Consider the following 14,906-nt stretch of genomic DNA (forward strand, 5'->3'; position numbering starts at 1 on the left):
CCCCTTTGCCGTGTCCGGGAGCGAGCGTCGGGCTTCCGGCGCGTACGGAACCCTCAGGCGCGTATGGAACCCAGCACGGTGCCGAACACCTGGGGGTCGGCGTCGAAGCCGTGGCTGATCGGGCGGTACGTCCAGCCGTCGGCGCCGTCCCGGGTGAACTCCACGACCGTCGCCGCGAGGGCGTCCGGCACGTCCGCGAAGTCGTGGACCAGCAGGTCCGTGTAGCCCTCGCGGACCCGTACGCCGGTGTTCGCCACGTCGCCGAAGGACCGCCGCCCGCCGCCCTGCTGTATGGCGACGCCCACCACCACGCGCGCGTACCGCGGTGCCAGGCGGTCGAGCTCCAGGGTCATGGCCTCGTCGTAGCCGAATCCCTGGCCCGTACGGCTGTCCCGGTGGAGCGTGATCGTGCCGTCGGGGGACCGACTGCCGAAGTGCACGAGCTGGACCGGGGCTCCGTGGGGATCGTCCGCGTCGAAGACACCGGCGACGATGTCCAGGTCGTGGGCCGGTGCGCCGATCGGGGCAGGGTCCCACCTGAGCGTCACCTCGACCCGGCCCACCCCTTTGTTGAGTCCGCTCATGGTGCTTCCCCTCTCCGCGTACGCCCCCGCGCACGCCTCGCGTCGAACCGTCCACCCGCTCAAAAGCCCTTGGTCGTGGGCCGATTACTCATGGTGTCATGGGGCTACGACAGTGGACCCGGGGGTTGAGGGGGAGAACGGTTTGTGGAGTGGTGAGGAGCTGGATCTCGATGCATATCTGGCTCGAATCGGATACGAGGCCGAACGGGACGGGGAACTCACCCCCGATCTGCGGACACTGACGGCCCTTCATCGGGCGCACGTCCGAGCGGTTCCCTTCGAGAACCTCGACGTCGCCCTGGGGCGACCTGTTCCGCTGGATCTGAAGAGCCTTCAGGCCAAGCTCGTCGAGCGACGCCGTGGAGGCTACTGCTACGAGCAGAACTCCCTGTTCGCCGCGGTGCTCGAACGGATCGGCTTCACGGTGACCGGGCGTGGGGCGCGGAACCGTTCGCGGGGCGCGGCGCTGCCGCCCGTCACGCACGCGCTTCTCGTCGTCGTGATCGAGGGCGAACAATGGCTCGCCGACGTGGGGTTCGGCTGGCAGGGGCCGCTGGAGCCGGTGCCCCTGCGGGACGGGGCGCGCGTCGAGCAGAGCGGCTGGACGTTCGGGATGGTCGTGGAGGACGAGGGCATCCATGTGCTGCGGTCCCTGCGCCCGCAGGGGTGGACCGATCTGTACGCCTTCTCCCCGCAGACCCTCTACCCGGCTGACTTCACCGTCATGAACCACTACAGCTCCAGCCACCCGCAGTCGCGCTTCCTCGGCCAGGTCGTGGCCCAGTGGCCGGGGGCGGACGAACGCAGGGCGCTGGTGCGCGACACGCTGTCGACGGTACGGACGGACGGTGTCGTCGAGGAACGTGCCGTACCCGTGCACGAGTTGATCGCGACACTGGAGAGCCGTTTCGGGATCGAACTGGACGACGAGGAGCGCGCGGGACTCGAGCGCATGCACCCGGCGGGACCCTGACGGGGTCTGCCGGGGCGGTCTCCGGGCCCGTACGATGGCGCGGTGCTGGTCAAGTGGATTCGCTGCACCGTGATGGACCGTCGAGGGTTCGAGCGGGGACAGCGGAAATGGGCGGGGCTGCTCGGTGAGCCGGGATTCCGGGGACAGGGCGGCGGGTGGAGCCGGGCTCGGCCGGACGTCGCCCATGTCTTCGGCTTCTGGGAGAGCCGGGCCTTCTACGACTCGTTCATGGCGCGTTCGCACGATCGCCTGGCGGCCGCGCAGATGGGCACGTACAAAGACATCCAGGTCAAGCTGTTCGACCACCGCTTCGACGTGAAGACGGGGTTCGAGCCGAAGTTCTCCGACGCCGACGTGGCGAGGGTGGCGCACTGCCGTGTCCATGAGGACCGTGCCGAGCACTTCGCGCTGATGCAGGAGAAGGTGTGGAACCCGGCGATGGCCGGGTCCCCCGGCATGCTGCGGGGCCTGTTCGGCGAGGCGCCCGGCAGCGAGTTCCTGGTGCTGTCGCTGTGGCAGTCCGCTGCGGAGCACGGGAAGTACCGGGTGGAGCGGATCGAGCGGCTCGGACTCCGGGCCAGGACCGCGGCCGATGTGGCGGCACTGGCCGGGGACGTGGTGCAGCTCGAGCCGGCCTGGACGGTCTGACCGGGCTGGGTCGGCTGTTCGAGCGGTGTGAGTGGACCCGGGTCGGCTGTTCGAGTGGTCTGAGTGGACCCGGGTCGGCTGTGCGCATGGCCTGAGAGGTCCTGTGAGGGCTGGTGAGTCGAGGCTGAGCAATGGCTACGCCGGGACGTACGCGCCCGCTTCGACCCCCGCCAGAACCGCGCGCGCAGCCTGGTCCGCGAGCGTGCCGTCGATCGGTTCGCGGGTGATGAAGAGCCGCAGGAACAGGGGTGCGGAGACCGCCTGGACGACCGCGCCCGCGTCGGTGCCGCGCGGTGCCTCGCCGCGGGCGACGGCCCGGGTGACGACGACCTCGCAGCGCCGGAAACGCTCGGTGTAGAAGGTGTGCAGGGCCTCCGCTGCCCGCGGGGACTGGAACGCGGCGCCGATGAACGCGGTGGGGGCCGCGCCTGTGGCGGGATCACCGAAGGCGTCGACGACCTGGTGCGCGAGTGCTCGCAGATCTCCGGAGAGGGTCCCGGTGTCCGGTGGCGTCCAGGAGTCCTCGTTCGCCAGGTCGAGCGCGTCGGCGAGGAGGCCCTCGACGCTGCCCCAGCGGCGGTAGAGCGTCGTCTTGTGGACGCCCGAGTGCTCCGCGACGTATTCCACGGTCAGGGCGGGGTAGCCGTGCTCGGACAGGCCGGTCAGGACGGCGTCGCGGACGGCCGCCCGGGTGCGTGCGGTGCGGCCGCCGGGGCGCGTCCTGCCTGGCGCCGGGGTCGGGTGCTCCTCGATCGAGTCATTCAATTGCTACTCCCGTTGCGTTAGTGGATCGAGTCTGCCACACTCGCCTTAACGCGACCGATGTTGCGTTTGACGGCCTACTTCTGGAGGCGCCCTTGCCCACTCAGATCTCACTGCACGACGTCGTCGTGTCCCGTGGCGAACGACTGCTCCTCGATCAGGTCTCGCTCTCCGTGCGCCCCGGGGAGCGGATCGGGATCGTGGGGGAGAACGGCGCGGGGAAGTCGACTCTGCTGCGTCTCCTCGCAGGGGCGGAGCAGCCCGACGAGGGCAGTGTCGTCACCGTCGCCGACGGCGGTCTGCGGATGCTCGCCCAGACGCCCGAGCTGCCTCCCGGCGCCACTGTCGGTGACGCGATCGACGCCGCGCTCGCCGAGCTCCGCGCCATGGAGCGGCGGCTGCGCGCACTCGAAACCCGACTCGACACGGCGGACGAGGCGGAGCTCGACGCGTACGGCGAGCTCCTCACCACCTACGAACTGCGGGGCGGATACGAGGCGGACGCCCGGGTCGACAAGGCTCTTTACGGACTCGGCCTCGCCGGCACCGGTCGGGAGCGGATACTCGGCAGCCTCTCCGGCGGAGAGCTGGCCCGGCTCGGTATCGCCTGCGCGGTCGCGGCCGGACCGGAAGTGCTCCTGCTCGACGAACCCACCAACCACCTCGACGCGCAGGCGCTCGACTGGCTGGAGGGCGCCCTTCTCGCGCACCGCGGGACCGTCGTGGCTGTCTCCCACGACCGGACCTTCCTGGAGCGCGTCGCCACCGCGATCGTCGAGGTGGACGCCGACCGGCGTGCGCTCGTGCGGTACGGAGACGGATACGCCGGCTACCGCGCGGCACGAGCGGCCGCGCGGCAGCGTTGGGAGGAGGCCTACGAGGAGTGGTGCGAGGAGACGGCGCGGCTGGAGGCGTACGCCGCGACCACGGCGCACGGGGTCGCACCCGGGAGGGAGATGAAGGACAACAACAAAATGGCCTTCGACCGGGCGGCGGGCCGTGTCCAGGCCTCGGTCTCGGGGCGCGTCCGCAACGCCCGGGAGCGACTGAGACGACTCCGCGAGGAGCCCGTGCCCCAGCCGCCTCCGCCCCTCTCCTTCTCCGCCCGGCCCTTGGCGGGCGGAGCCGAGGGAGCGCTCGTCACCCTGACCGGAGTGCGGGTCGCGGACCGTCTCTCCGTGGAGACGCTCACCGTCCGGGCGGGGGAGCGGCTGCTCGTCCATGGCGGCAACGGTGCGGGGAAGTCCACGCTGCTGCGGCTCATGGCAGGGACGGTCGGCCCCGACGCCGGGGACGTCCGGCGCGCCGGACGGATCGGGTACCTGGCCCAGGACGTCACGGTCCGGCGCCCGGAGGAGCGGCTGCTGGCCTGTTTCGGACGCGGGCTCGCCCTCGCCGAGGACGAGCGGGCCGAACTGCTCCTGTCGTACGGACTGTTCCGCCCGGCCGACCTGAGTGTGCCGGTCGGCGGTCTCTCCGCGGGCCAGCTCCGCCGACTCGCGCTCGCCCGGCTGCTGGCCAGGCCCGCCGACCTCCTCCTGCTCGACGAGCCGGGCAATCACCTGGCCCTGGGGCTCGTGGAGGAGCTGGAAGCCGCGCTGGAGCAGTGGCCCGGGGCCCTTGTGGTGGTCTCGCACGACCGTGCGCTGCGCCGCCGTTTCACCGGGCACATACGCCGGATGGACTCCGGACGCCTCCTCGGTTGAGCCCGTCCAGTACCGGCGATCTAGGGTCGGGGTATGGCACGACCGCGGCGCATCGTTCTCGTACGGCACGGAGAGTCCGAGGGCAATGTCGATGACACGGTGTACGAACGGGAGCCCGACCACGCCCTGCGGCTCACGGAGACCGGGTGGCGACAGGCGGAGGAGACGGGGGAGCGGCTGCGGGACCTCTTCGGGGACGAGGCGGTGAGCGTCTATGTCTCGCCGTACCGCCGCACCCACGAGACCCTCCGTGCCTTCCGGCTGCCACCGGAGCAGGTCAGGGTGCGGGAGGAGCCCCGGCTGCGGGAGCAGGACTGGGGCAACTGGCAGGAGCGGGAGGACGTACGACTGCAGAAGGCCTATCGGGACGCGTACGGGCACTTCTTCTACCGCTTCGCCCAGGGCGAGTCGGGGGCGGACGTGTACGACAGGGTCGGGGCGTTCCTGGAGAGCCTCTACCGCAGCTTCGAGGCGCCCGACCATCCGCCCAACGTCCTGATCGTCACCCACGGGCTGACCATGCGGCTGTTCTGCATGCGCTGGTTCCACTGGACGGTCGCGGACTTCGAGTCGCTGTCGAACCCCGGCAACGCCGAGACCCGCATGCTCCTGCTCGATGCGGACGGCCGGTACCGACTGGACAGGCCGTTCGAACGCTGGCGTACCCCGGAACCGTACGGCCCTACCGGATAGAGTGGCAGACCGATGACCGCTGACTCCTCATTCGACCGGCGCTTCGACCGCGCCCTGGCCAGCCTGCGCGGGCTGTCCGTGGGAGACGCCCTGGGCTCCCAGTTCTTCGTACCCGCCAACTATCCCCTGCTGAAGCGGCGCGAGCTGCCCGACGGCCCCTGGCAGTGGACCGACGACACCGAGATGGCCTGCTCCGTCCTGGCCGTCCTCGCCCGCCACGAACGGATCGACCAGGACGCCCTGGCCATGTCCTTCGCTCAGCACCACGACTTCGACCGGGGCTACGGCCCCGCGGTCAACCGCATGCTCCGGCTCATCCGGGAGGGGGGCGACTGGCGGGAGCTTGCCGCCGCGCTCTTCCAGGGGCAGGGCTCCTGGGGCAACGGCGCCGCGATGCGGATCGCGCCGCTCGGAGCCTGGTACGCGGACGACCCGGAGCAGGCGACGCACCAGGCCGAGATCTCCGCCTACACGACGCACCAGCACCGTGAGGCCGTGGTGGGTGCCATGGCCGTCGCCGCCGCGGCCGCCCTGGCCGCCGACCCGGCCGGGCCGCCCACTCCGGAGGCGCTGCTCGACGGAGTCATCGCCCTGGTGCCGCGGAGTGCGGTCGGGGCGGGCCTGCGCAGGGCCCGCGACATGCTCGACTACGGCGACGCGGGCACGGTCGCCGCGGTCCTCGGCAGCGGCCGGCGGACGAGCGCACACGACACGGTTCCGTTCGCGCTCTGGTCGGCGGCCCGTGGTCTCGGTGACTTCGAGCGGGTGTTCTGGACGACCGCCCAGGTCGGTGGCGATGTCGACACGACCTGTGCCATCGCCGGAGGCGTGGTGGCCGCGGCGGCGACCGGCGTGCCGCCGGCGGAGTGGCTGCGGCAGACCGAGGACCTGCCGGAGTGGGTTCCGGTCGAGACGGCCTGAAACAGCATGATGGCCCCTGAGCCCCGGAAGGGATTCAGGGGCCATCGGCGCCTTCTCAGGCCACTGGCCCGGCGGCCTCCGCCCGGCCGCTGAGCGCTTCCAGGTCGCTCTTGCGGACCCGGATCACCAGGACGGCCGTCACCAGCGCGATCAGCACCATCGCGACGGCGGCCGTGAACGCCGACGAGATGCCCGAGGTCAGCACCTCGTGGCCCCAGGGCGGGGGCAGCTCCTGCGTCTTCATCGCCTCGGCCTGCTGCTGGGGCGTCGAGTTCGCGAGGAAACCGGGCATCTGCTTCTCGCCCTCCTCACGGCTCGCCGTGCCGAAGATCGTGACCAGGATGGACAGGCCCAGCGAACCACCGACCTGCTGGGTGGCGTTGAGCAGGCCCGACGCGGCTCCCGCCTCGTGCTGGGCCACTCCGGAGACGGCCGTGAGCGTGAGCGTCACGAAGTTGAGGCCCATGCCGAAGCCGAACAGGATCATCGGGCCGAGGACACCGCTCGCGTAGCTGCTGTCCGAGCTGATGAACGTCAGCCAGAACAGACCCGCGCCGGTGATCGCCGCACCGCTCACCATGAACGGCTTGGGGCCGAGCACCGGCAGCAGCCGCTGGGCGAGTCCCGCGCCCGCGCCGATCGCGAAGGTCACGGGAAGGAAGGCGAGTCCGGACTGGATCGGGGTGTAGCCCAGGACGTTCTGGACCCAGAGCACGATGAAGAAGAACATGCCGAACATGGCAGCCGCCAGGCTGAGCATGATGATGTACGTGCCCGAGCGGTTACGGTCCGCGAACATCCGCAGCGGGGTGATCGGTTCCTTCGCGCGCGACTCCACGACTGCGAAGGCGACGAGAAGGATGACCGCCGAGACGAAGGAACCGATGGTCAGCGCGTCCTCCCAGCCCTTCTCGGACGCGCGGATGAACCCGTAGACCAGCGCCGCCATACCGAGTGTCGAGGTCGCGGCTCCCACGATGTCGAACCGGCCGGGGTGACGCTCGGACTCTGCGATGTAGCGCGGGGTCAGGAAGACGATCAGCAGACCGATCGGGACGTTGACGAAGAGGACCCAGCGCCAGTCCAGCCACTCCGTGAGGACGCCGCCGGCGAGCAGGCCGATGGCGCCGCCACCGGCGGACACGGCGGCGAACACGCCGAACGCCCGGTTGCGTTCCGGCCCTTCGGGGAACGTCGTGGTGATCAGCGCGAGCGAGGTGGGCGAGGCGATGGCGCCGCCGACCCCCTGCAGGGCCCGCGCGGCAAGCAGATGCCAGGGTTCCTGGGCGAAGCCGCCGAGCAGCGAGGCGAAGGTGAAGAGCAGGATGCCGGCCATGAACACCCGGCGGCGCCCCAGGATGTCTCCGGCCCGTCCGCCGAGGAGCAGCAGACCACCGAAGGTGAGCGTGTAGGCGCTGAGCACCCACGACAGATCGGTGGTCGAGAAGGAGAGCGCGTCCTGGATGTGCGGCAGGGCGATGTTCACGATGGTGGCGTCGAGGACGACCATCAGCTGGCAGGCGGCGATGACCGTCAAGGCGATACCCGGCCGTCCTCCGGCGCGAGCTGGTCCGTCCTTGGTCTGTGTGTCGACCGGAGAAGTTGTCACTATGGATCCCCCACGGAAGAATTAGTGAACGCACCCGTTCACTGTTCATCACGGTAGTGAGTCCCCCGCAGTGAACGCAACCGTTCACTGCGCACTGCCGACGACATGACACCGCCTCAACGGAGAGATCCTGATGGTTACTTCGCGCTCCACGGCCGCCGCCCGGCCGGCAGGGGTGACGCTGCGACGCCGTGGTCCCGTACTCGAACGGGCCATCCTGGAGGCCGCGCTCGAGCAGCTCGGCAGCGTCGGCTGGAACGGTCTGACGATGGAAGGTGTCGCGGTCGGCGCGCAGACGGGCAAAGCAGCGGTGTACCGGCGATGGCCTTCGAAGGAAGACCTCGTCGCTGACGCGCTCCAGGCCGGACTTCCGGCCCTCGACGAGGCCCCGGACCTGGGAAGCGTGCGCGAGGAGCTGTACGAGCTGTGCCGCCGCGTCCGGGACGTCATGTACTCCAAGCCCGGCTTCGCCCTGCGTGCCGTCCTTCACGAATGCGACGCCGAGGCCGCCGAGAGGTTCCACGGCCTGATCGTCACCGGCGTCGTCGAGCCCTCGGCCCGACTCTTCCGGGATGTGCTGCGCCGCGGAATTGCAAGGGGTGAGGTGCGTGCGGACGCGAATAACGACCTGGTGGTCGACGTCGTACCGGCGATGATGATGTATCGCTCAAAGGTGTGCGCGAGCGAATGGCCGGACCGTGAGATCGCCGATTTGATCGACCGGATCATGGTGCCGCTGCTGCGCGCCTGACCTGGGTCGGGCGGCCTCCGAGGGGTGATGCGCACGGGCCCGGGGGTGCGCTGCGACAGCCCCTCGGGCGCCCGACGGGAATCCGGGTATCGCACCCGGCACCAAGCGGCGTAACCTGTCAGGCGCCATGCCGTACGAACCACCCACCCACACCGTAGAGCGATCGCTCCGAGCCACCACCGGCGCCAAGATCGTTGCCGGCGTCGACGAGGTCGGACGCGGAGCGTGGGCCGGCCCCGTCACCGTGTGCGCCGCCGTCACCGGACTGCGCCGGGCGCCCGAAGGGCTCACCGACTCCAAACTGCTCACCCCCAAGCGCCGTACCGCGCTCGCCGCGGAGCTGGAGCACTGGGTCACGGCGTACGCGCTGGGCGACGCCTCTCCGCAGGAGATAGACGAGCTCGGCATGACCGCCGCGCTGCGGCTCGCGGCCGTCCGTGCACTCGAAGGCCTCCCCGTGCGGCCCGACGCGGTGATCCTCGATGGCAAGCACGACTACCTCGGCAGCCCCTGGCAGGTCCGTACGGTGATCAAGGGTGACCAGTCCTGCATCGCCGTTGCCGCCGCCTCCGTGATCGCCAAGGTCCGGCGGGATGCCGCGATGGCGGAGCTGGGCATCGATGGCGAGAACTACGCGGCGTACGCCTTCGGTGCCAACGCGGGCTACCCTTCGCCGGTCCACAAAGCGGCGCTCGAAGAGCTGGGGCCCACCCCGCACCACCGTCTCTCCTGGTCGTACCTGGACGCGATGCCCAGGTGGCGCCACCTCAAAAAGGTCCGCCTCTCCGCCGAGGCGGTCGCGCTGGAAAGCGGGGGCCAACTCGGCTTCGACTTCTGAACTTCCGGTCGCGGGACCCTCCTCAAGGGCCTCCCATGCGGCCGGGGTGCACATCTGTGCCCACCCGCCGGTGCCTCGCGCAGCGGCGTTTGATAGACATCCACTCATGCCTCTCATCCCCGAGGAGCCTCAGATTCACGAGAGCGCCCAGGGTCCCCGCGCCACCGCGGCCGCCGGCCGCCCCGCGTCGACCCCCCGTCCCGTACCCGGCCCGCGTACCGCGGCCTCACCGCGTCCCGGACGCCCCGTTCCCGGCCCTGCCAGGCCCGCGGCGCCGCGCCCGCACCCCGGTCCCGGGCCGTCTCCGGCGAACGCCCCGGAGAATCGTTCCGATCAGCGATCCACGCCGCAGCTCCAGCTGATCCCGGCCTCCGTCGACGGCGCACTCGACGCCGCCGAAGAGGCCCTGGACCTGCTCCTGGAGAACGGCCGGGCGCCGGGCGAGGTCCTGGTGCTCACCACCGGCGACCCGCACCCGTGGGCCACGCACGAGCTGTCCTTCGGCGAGGCCGCCTACTGGGCCCAGCAGGACACCGGTGACGACGTGTTCTTCGCGCACGCCGCCGCCGTGGAGCGGGCGACCCCCCGCCCCGTGGTGATCGTCGCCGTCAACGGCGGAGACGACGCGGCGGCCGCCAAGGCCCTGCCGTCGGCCATGGACCGCGCCGGAGCCCTGCTCGTCGTCTGCGGTGACCCGCAGCGCGTCACGGCGCTCCTCGGAGCGGGCGCCGGAGTCTGACCGACTGCCCTTCCGCCGGACCGCACCCGGTCCGGCGGGGGCCGACGTCGTCCGCGATCAGCGCGCGGCGGCCCGACGCAGGGGCTCGGTCGCGCCGCTCGCGGTTCTCGGCGTCAGCCGGCCGAGCTCGGCCGACCCCTCGCCGAGCGGCAGGGGAAGGGAGTCGGAGCTCGGACGACGGCCGCCGCGGCCTTCACCGAGCACCTGCCAGCCCGCCCGGGTCAGCGTGATGTACGCGCCGCAGCGGAGACCGTGCAGGGTGCAGGCGTCGCGGAGCCCCCACATCCAGGCTCCGTCCTCCTCGGTCCAGCGCTCGTCGCCCTCGCGGCAGTACATCAGCACCGCGGTCCGTACGGGGGTGCGCCTGCGGAGGTCGTGCGGAATGACCCGCCGCAGATGTGCGAGCAGTGCGTTGCGGAACTCCCAGCCGTCCGCCGGAGTGGGGCGACGGACGAACGAGGCGCTGGCGGCGATCCGTTCCTCGTGGTCCAGGATCGCGAGGACCGCCATCGAGGGCGTCGGTGTGTGGCGCGAGTGCAGTCCGCCGACGACCTCACGCGGACTGCGCAACAGGGGGATCCCCGCCGCGGCCCACTCGGCCGGTTCGAGTATCCGAGCGAGGCGGTTGGCGGACTCGGACGACGATCTGAGCGAGGCGGCTGTGGGCGGAGCGAATCCGAGGGTCACGGTCCTCCCTTCGGATACGCGCCCGCGAGGCGGGCAAGGTCGGGTGAGGGCGCACCACAGCACAGCCCGTCCGGACCGCTGGCGGGGCGTGCGAGGCGGTTTCCCAATTCTTGCTGGCCCGTGGGCGAGCGGCAACGAGCAATTGAGGCCGCTGACGGGATTGCGTCGGTATGCCTTTCATATCCCTGCCCAGTTGCCCATTGTTCACTCCCCGTTTCCCCTCCCGTTTCACCCCTGGACGGCAAGTACCAGCGGATACACCCCTTCCGCTCCGGCCCGTCGCAGCAGGCGGGCCGCCACCGCCAAGGTCCAACCGCTGTCGGACAGATCGTCGACGAGGAGTACCGGCCCGCCCGCCGCGGCCAGCCGCTCGCCCAGTTCGGCGGAGACCGTCAGGGTGCGCTGCAGTCCCACCACCCGCTGGGCGCTGTTGGTCCGGGACAGTCGTACATCCTCCGCCTCGGGCGCGTACTCCACGGCTCCGAGCAGGGGCATTCTGCCGATCTCGGCGATCCGATGTCCGAGTGAACCCACCAGTCGAGGCCGCCGGTGGGAGGCGACCGTGACCACACCGGCCGGCCGGGCGGGCGCGTCGGGCGCCCCGGAGGCCCAACCGCCGGGCCCCTTCGCCCAGTCGGTGAGCACATGCACCACCGCCTGCACGACATCGTCCGGAACCGGACCATCGGCGGCGCTGTCGGCCAGCAGCGGACGGAGCCGGTTGCCCCAGCCGATGTCCGAGAGCCGACCCAGGGCCCGGCCGCCGAAGGCCTGCTCGCCCGCCGGGATACGACCCTTCAGATCGACCCCGACGGCCGCGAGTCCGGTCGGCCACATCTTCCGGGGCTCGACTTCCACACCCGGCCGGCCCAGCTCGCCCTTGGCCGCGTCAAGCGCCGCGTCGGAGACCTTCGGATCGAACCGGCTCCCCGCGCAGTTGTCGCAGCGACCGCACGGCGCGGCCTCCTCGTCGTCCAACTGACGGCGCAGGAACTCCATCCGGCACCCCGACGACGCCGCGTAGTCGCGCATCGCCTGCTGCTCGGCCGCCCGCTGGCGCGCCACCCAGGCGTACCTCTCGGTGTCGTACACCCAGGCACGGCCCGTGCTCTCCCACCCGCCCTTCACCCGTCGCACCGCGCCGTCCACGTCGAGGACCTTGAGCATCGTCTCCAGACGGGTCCTGCGCAGCTCCACCAGGGGTTCCAGCGCGGGCAGGGACATCGGCCTGCCCGCCTGGGCGAGCACGTCGATCGTGCGGCGCACCTGCTCCTCCGGGGGGAAGGCGACCGAGGCGAAGTAGCGCCAGATCGCCTCGTCCTCCTGCCCGGGCAGCAGCAGCACCTCGGCGTGCTCCACACCTCGCCCGGCACGGCCGACCTGCTGGTAGTACGCGATCGGGGAGGACGGCGACCCGAGGTGCACCACGAAACCCAGGTCGGGCTTGTCGAAGCCCATGCCGAGGGCGGAGGTCGCCACGAGGGCCTTGACCCGGTTGGCCTGGAGATCGTCCTCCGCCTGCTGCCGGTCGGCGTTCTCCGTGCGGCCCGTGTACGAGGAGACCGTGTGGCCGCACTGGCGCAGATAGGCCGTGACCTCGTCCGCCGCGGCGACCGTCAGCGTGTAGATGATGCCCGAACCGGGCAGCTCGTCGAGGTGGTCGGCCAGCCAGGCCAGCCGGTGGGCCGCGTCCGGCAGCCGGACCACGCCCAGACTCAGACTCTCCCGGTCCAGCGCGCCGCGCAGAACCAGGGCGTCCGTACCGGCGCCCGTACCGAGCTGCTCGGCCACGTCCGCCGTCACCCGCGCGTTCGCCGTGGCCGTGGTGGCGAGCACCGGAACCCCGGACGACAAATCCGCCAGCATCGTGCGCAGCCGGCGGTAGTCGGGCCGGAAGTCGTGCCCCCAGTCCGAGATGCAGTGCGCCTCGTCGACCACGAGAAGCCCGGTGGCGGCAGCTAGCCGGGGAAGCACCTGGTCACGAAAATCCGGATTGTTGAGCCGCTCGGGGCTCACCAGGAGCACATCCACCTCACCGGCGGCCACCTCCTCCTGGACCGTGTCCCACTCCTCCGTGTTCGACGAGTTGATCGTCCGGGCGCGGATACCCGCCCGAGCGGCCGCCTCCACCTGGTTGCGCATCAGCGCGAGCAGCGGGGAGACGATCACGGTCGGGCCGCTGCCGCGCTCACGGAGCAGCGAGGTCGCCACGAAGTACACGGCCGACTTGCCCCAGCCCGTCCGCTGCACCACAAGGGCCCGGCGCCGGTCGGCGACCAGGGCCTCGATGGCCCGCCACTGGTCCTCGCGCAGTCTCGCCGTGCCGGTCGGGTCCGAGACGAGACGGGCGAGCACGGCATCGGCGGCGGTCCGGAGCGCGGCGCGGTCTTCCAGGGGGTCTGCGTGGGTCATGACTCCATGCAACCCGATGCCTCGGACATCGCGCGAATGAGCGCCGAACCTGTGGACAACTCGACAGGTCGACGGAAGCCCCGTTCCGGGAGTTATCCACAGGGGTTTCGGATTTCGGGAGATCACGAGACCGTCCTGACCATGAACGCGAATCACCACGAATCCAGCGACCTCTCCCGTACCCGGATCACCCTGCGCGGTCCGGCGGAACTGGCCGACGCCCTGCCGTTCGTGCTGGGCTTCCACCCCACCGACTCCGTCGTCCTGGTCGCCCTCCACGGCGAGCACGGCCGCTTCGGAGGACGCGTCAGGCTGGGCATTCCCCGCTCGCCCCGCGAATGGGCGTCCACCGCCGATCACCTCGCCGAATGCCTCGTCGAGGGAGGCAGCAGGAGCGGCACCCGACCCGACGGCATCGTCGTCTTCCTCTGCCAGGACCCCGCGGCAGGCGAGACGGGCCGCAGGGTCATGGAGCGGCTGCGCCCGTTCGCCCAGCGGCTGCGCACGGCGTGCGGCGCCCTCGACATCCCGGTCTACGAGGCCCTCTGCATCTCCGACGGTCTCTACTTCTCCTACTGCTGCCCCGACGCCCGCTGTTGCCCGCCCGACGGCACACCGCTCGCCCTCAGCGGTACGACGGTGATGGCGGCGACCGCGGCGTACGCCGGAGTCCAGGTGCGGGGTTCGCTGCGGGACATGGAACGGCGGTTCCAGCCCTCCGGCGGCCCCCGGGAGGAAGAACAGCGCGCGGCACTCGACGCGAGCGCCGCGGCGATCGTCCCCCGGATCCTCGAGGCCGCCGAGGGCGAGGGGCGGGCGGAGGTGCGCGAGGCGACGCTGCGCCTCGCACGGGCGGTCCTCCGCCGGTTCGTCAACCCGACGGGGGAGGCCGGGCCGACCGGCCAGAGCGGCGGCTCGACCGCCCCGAGGGCCGTGAGGGGGAGCGTCGCGGGCACCGCCGAGAGCGACGCGTCCGACGACGCCCTGGTCGAGACCGGCGAAGCGGCCGCGCTGATCCTCGGTCTCCAGGACCGGGTCACCCGGGACCGCGCCGCCGAATGGATGGAGGGCTGGGAGGGCACCGCCGCCCTGCGCCTCTGGCGCGTACTTGCCCGGCGCTGCGTCGCCCCCTACCAGGAGCACGCCGCCGCACCGCTCACCCTCGCGGGTTGGACGGCCTGGTCCACCGGTGACGAGCCGACCGCCCGGGTCGCCCTCGGACTCGCGCTCGACATCGACCCCGAGTACGTCTTCGCCCGGCTGCTGCACCAGGCGTGCAACGAAGGGCTCGACCCCGAGTCGCTCCGCTCCTGTCTGCGGACCGAGCGGGACAGCCGGATCGCTTCGGACCAGGCCGCTTCGGGGGCATCCCCGCAGGTCCGGACGCGCGTCGCCCGCCCGCAGAGCAGCCGGCAGACCTTGACGAAGGCCGGTCGCCAGACGGGTGGAGCGGAGCGCCGTTCCTCGGCCGGTGTCCGGCCCGGCGGGCCCGCCGCTGGCAAGCCGGGGAGCGGAGGTCCGAGGCGCGGTGGGCAGCGCGGCACCAGGAGCGGCCGATGACGACCGTGACCCGGCCGCCTGTC

The 14,906-nt window shown here is 71.5% G+C and carries 14 protein-coding genes; 9 read left to right on the forward strand and 5 right to left on the reverse strand.

Annotated features, from left to right (window positions below; translation table 11 throughout):
- Positions 1-53: 53 nt before the first annotated feature.
- The gene (locus tag E0F75_RS32690; protein ID WP_030325328.1) at positions 54-584 is read right to left on the reverse strand and encodes a TerD family protein; all 531 of its coding nucleotides are present in this window, start codon (positions 582-584) and stop codon (positions 54-56) included.
- A 142-nt stretch (positions 585-726) separates the two neighbouring features.
- Between E0F75_RS32690 and E0F75_RS32695 the strand changes: the two genes are divergently transcribed.
- Together E0F75_RS32695 and E0F75_RS32700 are read left to right on the forward strand one after the other, a co-directional pair.
- A complete protein-coding gene (locus E0F75_RS32695) occupies positions 727-1,557 on the forward strand; it encodes an arylamine N-acetyltransferase (protein WP_267499838.1) in 831 nt (276 codons plus the stop codon).
- A 42-nt stretch (positions 1,558-1,599) separates the two neighbouring features.
- Complete coding sequence (locus tag E0F75_RS32700) at positions 1,600-2,205, forward strand: YdbC family protein (protein WP_229314581.1); 606 nt, start codon at positions 1,600-1,602, stop codon at positions 2,203-2,205.
- 135 nt (positions 2,206-2,340) lie between these two features.
- On the opposite strand, the gene E0F75_RS32705 is transcribed toward E0F75_RS32700, so the two are convergent.
- Positions 2,341-2,970 (reverse strand): TetR/AcrR family transcriptional regulator, encoded by a 630-nt coding sequence (locus tag E0F75_RS32705; protein ID WP_229314582.1) that lies wholly within the window; start codon positions 2,968-2,970, stop codon positions 2,341-2,343.
- A gap of 92 nt (positions 2,971-3,062) precedes the next feature.
- Here E0F75_RS32705 and E0F75_RS32710 point away from each other — a divergent pair, with 92 nt between their 5' ends.
- From E0F75_RS32710 to E0F75_RS32720, 3 genes are read left to right on the forward strand one after another with little or no spacing between them, the layout of a single operon-like run.
- A complete protein-coding gene (locus E0F75_RS32710; RefSeq protein WP_229314583.1) occupies positions 3,063-4,673 on the forward strand; it encodes an ABC-F family ATP-binding cassette domain-containing protein in 1,611 nt (536 codons plus the stop codon).
- Between the two features lie 33 nt (positions 4,674-4,706).
- A complete protein-coding gene (locus E0F75_RS32715; RefSeq protein WP_229314584.1) occupies positions 4,707-5,366 on the forward strand; it encodes a histidine phosphatase family protein in 660 nt (219 codons plus the stop codon).
- 12 nt (positions 5,367-5,378) lie between these two features.
- Complete coding sequence (locus E0F75_RS32720) at positions 5,379-6,287, forward strand: ADP-ribosylglycohydrolase family protein (RefSeq protein WP_229314585.1); 909 nt, start codon at positions 5,379-5,381, stop codon at positions 6,285-6,287.
- A 55-nt stretch (positions 6,288-6,342) separates the two neighbouring features.
- On the opposite strand, the gene E0F75_RS32725 is transcribed toward E0F75_RS32720, so the two are convergent.
- The gene (locus E0F75_RS32725) at positions 6,343-7,896 is read right to left on the reverse strand and encodes an MFS transporter (protein WP_229314586.1); all 1,554 of its coding nucleotides are present in this window, start codon (positions 7,894-7,896) and stop codon (positions 6,343-6,345) included.
- A gap of 133 nt (positions 7,897-8,029) precedes the next feature.
- Between E0F75_RS32725 and E0F75_RS32730 the strand changes: the two genes are divergently transcribed.
- From E0F75_RS32730 to E0F75_RS32740, 3 genes are all read left to right on the forward strand, one after another.
- Positions 8,030-8,647, forward strand: a complete 618-nt coding sequence (locus E0F75_RS32730) for a TetR/AcrR family transcriptional regulator (protein WP_229314587.1) — start codon at positions 8,030-8,032, stop codon at positions 8,645-8,647.
- A gap of 127 nt (positions 8,648-8,774) precedes the next feature.
- Complete coding sequence (locus E0F75_RS32735; RefSeq protein WP_229314588.1) at positions 8,775-9,485, forward strand: ribonuclease HII; 711 nt, start codon at positions 8,775-8,777, stop codon at positions 9,483-9,485.
- A gap of 106 nt (positions 9,486-9,591) precedes the next feature.
- The gene (locus E0F75_RS32740; protein WP_229314589.1) at positions 9,592-10,224 is read left to right on the forward strand and encodes a hypothetical protein; all 633 of its coding nucleotides are present in this window, start codon (positions 9,592-9,594) and stop codon (positions 10,222-10,224) included.
- Between the two features lie 57 nt (positions 10,225-10,281).
- On the opposite strand, the gene E0F75_RS32745 is transcribed toward E0F75_RS32740, so the two are convergent.
- Both E0F75_RS32745 and E0F75_RS32750 read right to left on the reverse strand, forming a co-directional pair.
- The gene (locus tag E0F75_RS32745) at positions 10,282-10,911 is read right to left on the reverse strand and encodes a hypothetical protein (RefSeq protein ID WP_229314590.1); all 630 of its coding nucleotides are present in this window, start codon (positions 10,909-10,911) and stop codon (positions 10,282-10,284) included.
- A 228-nt stretch (positions 10,912-11,139) separates the two neighbouring features.
- Entirely contained in the window at positions 11,140-13,323 is a 2,184-nt protein-coding gene (locus E0F75_RS32750) for a RecQ family ATP-dependent DNA helicase (RefSeq protein ID WP_229314591.1), read from the reverse strand.
- 141 nt (positions 13,324-13,464) lie between these two features.
- Between E0F75_RS32750 and E0F75_RS32755 the strand changes: the two genes are divergently transcribed.
- Positions 13,465-14,883, forward strand: a complete 1,419-nt coding sequence (locus E0F75_RS32755) for a DUF4192 domain-containing protein (RefSeq protein WP_229314592.1) — start codon at positions 13,465-13,467, stop codon at positions 14,881-14,883.
- Positions 14,884-14,906 lie beyond the last annotated feature (23 nt).

Origin of the sequence: Streptomyces sp. CB02980 (assembly GCF_014451325.2) — a bacterium.
Lineage (GTDB): Bacteria > Actinomycetota > Actinomycetes > Streptomycetales > Streptomycetaceae > Streptomyces.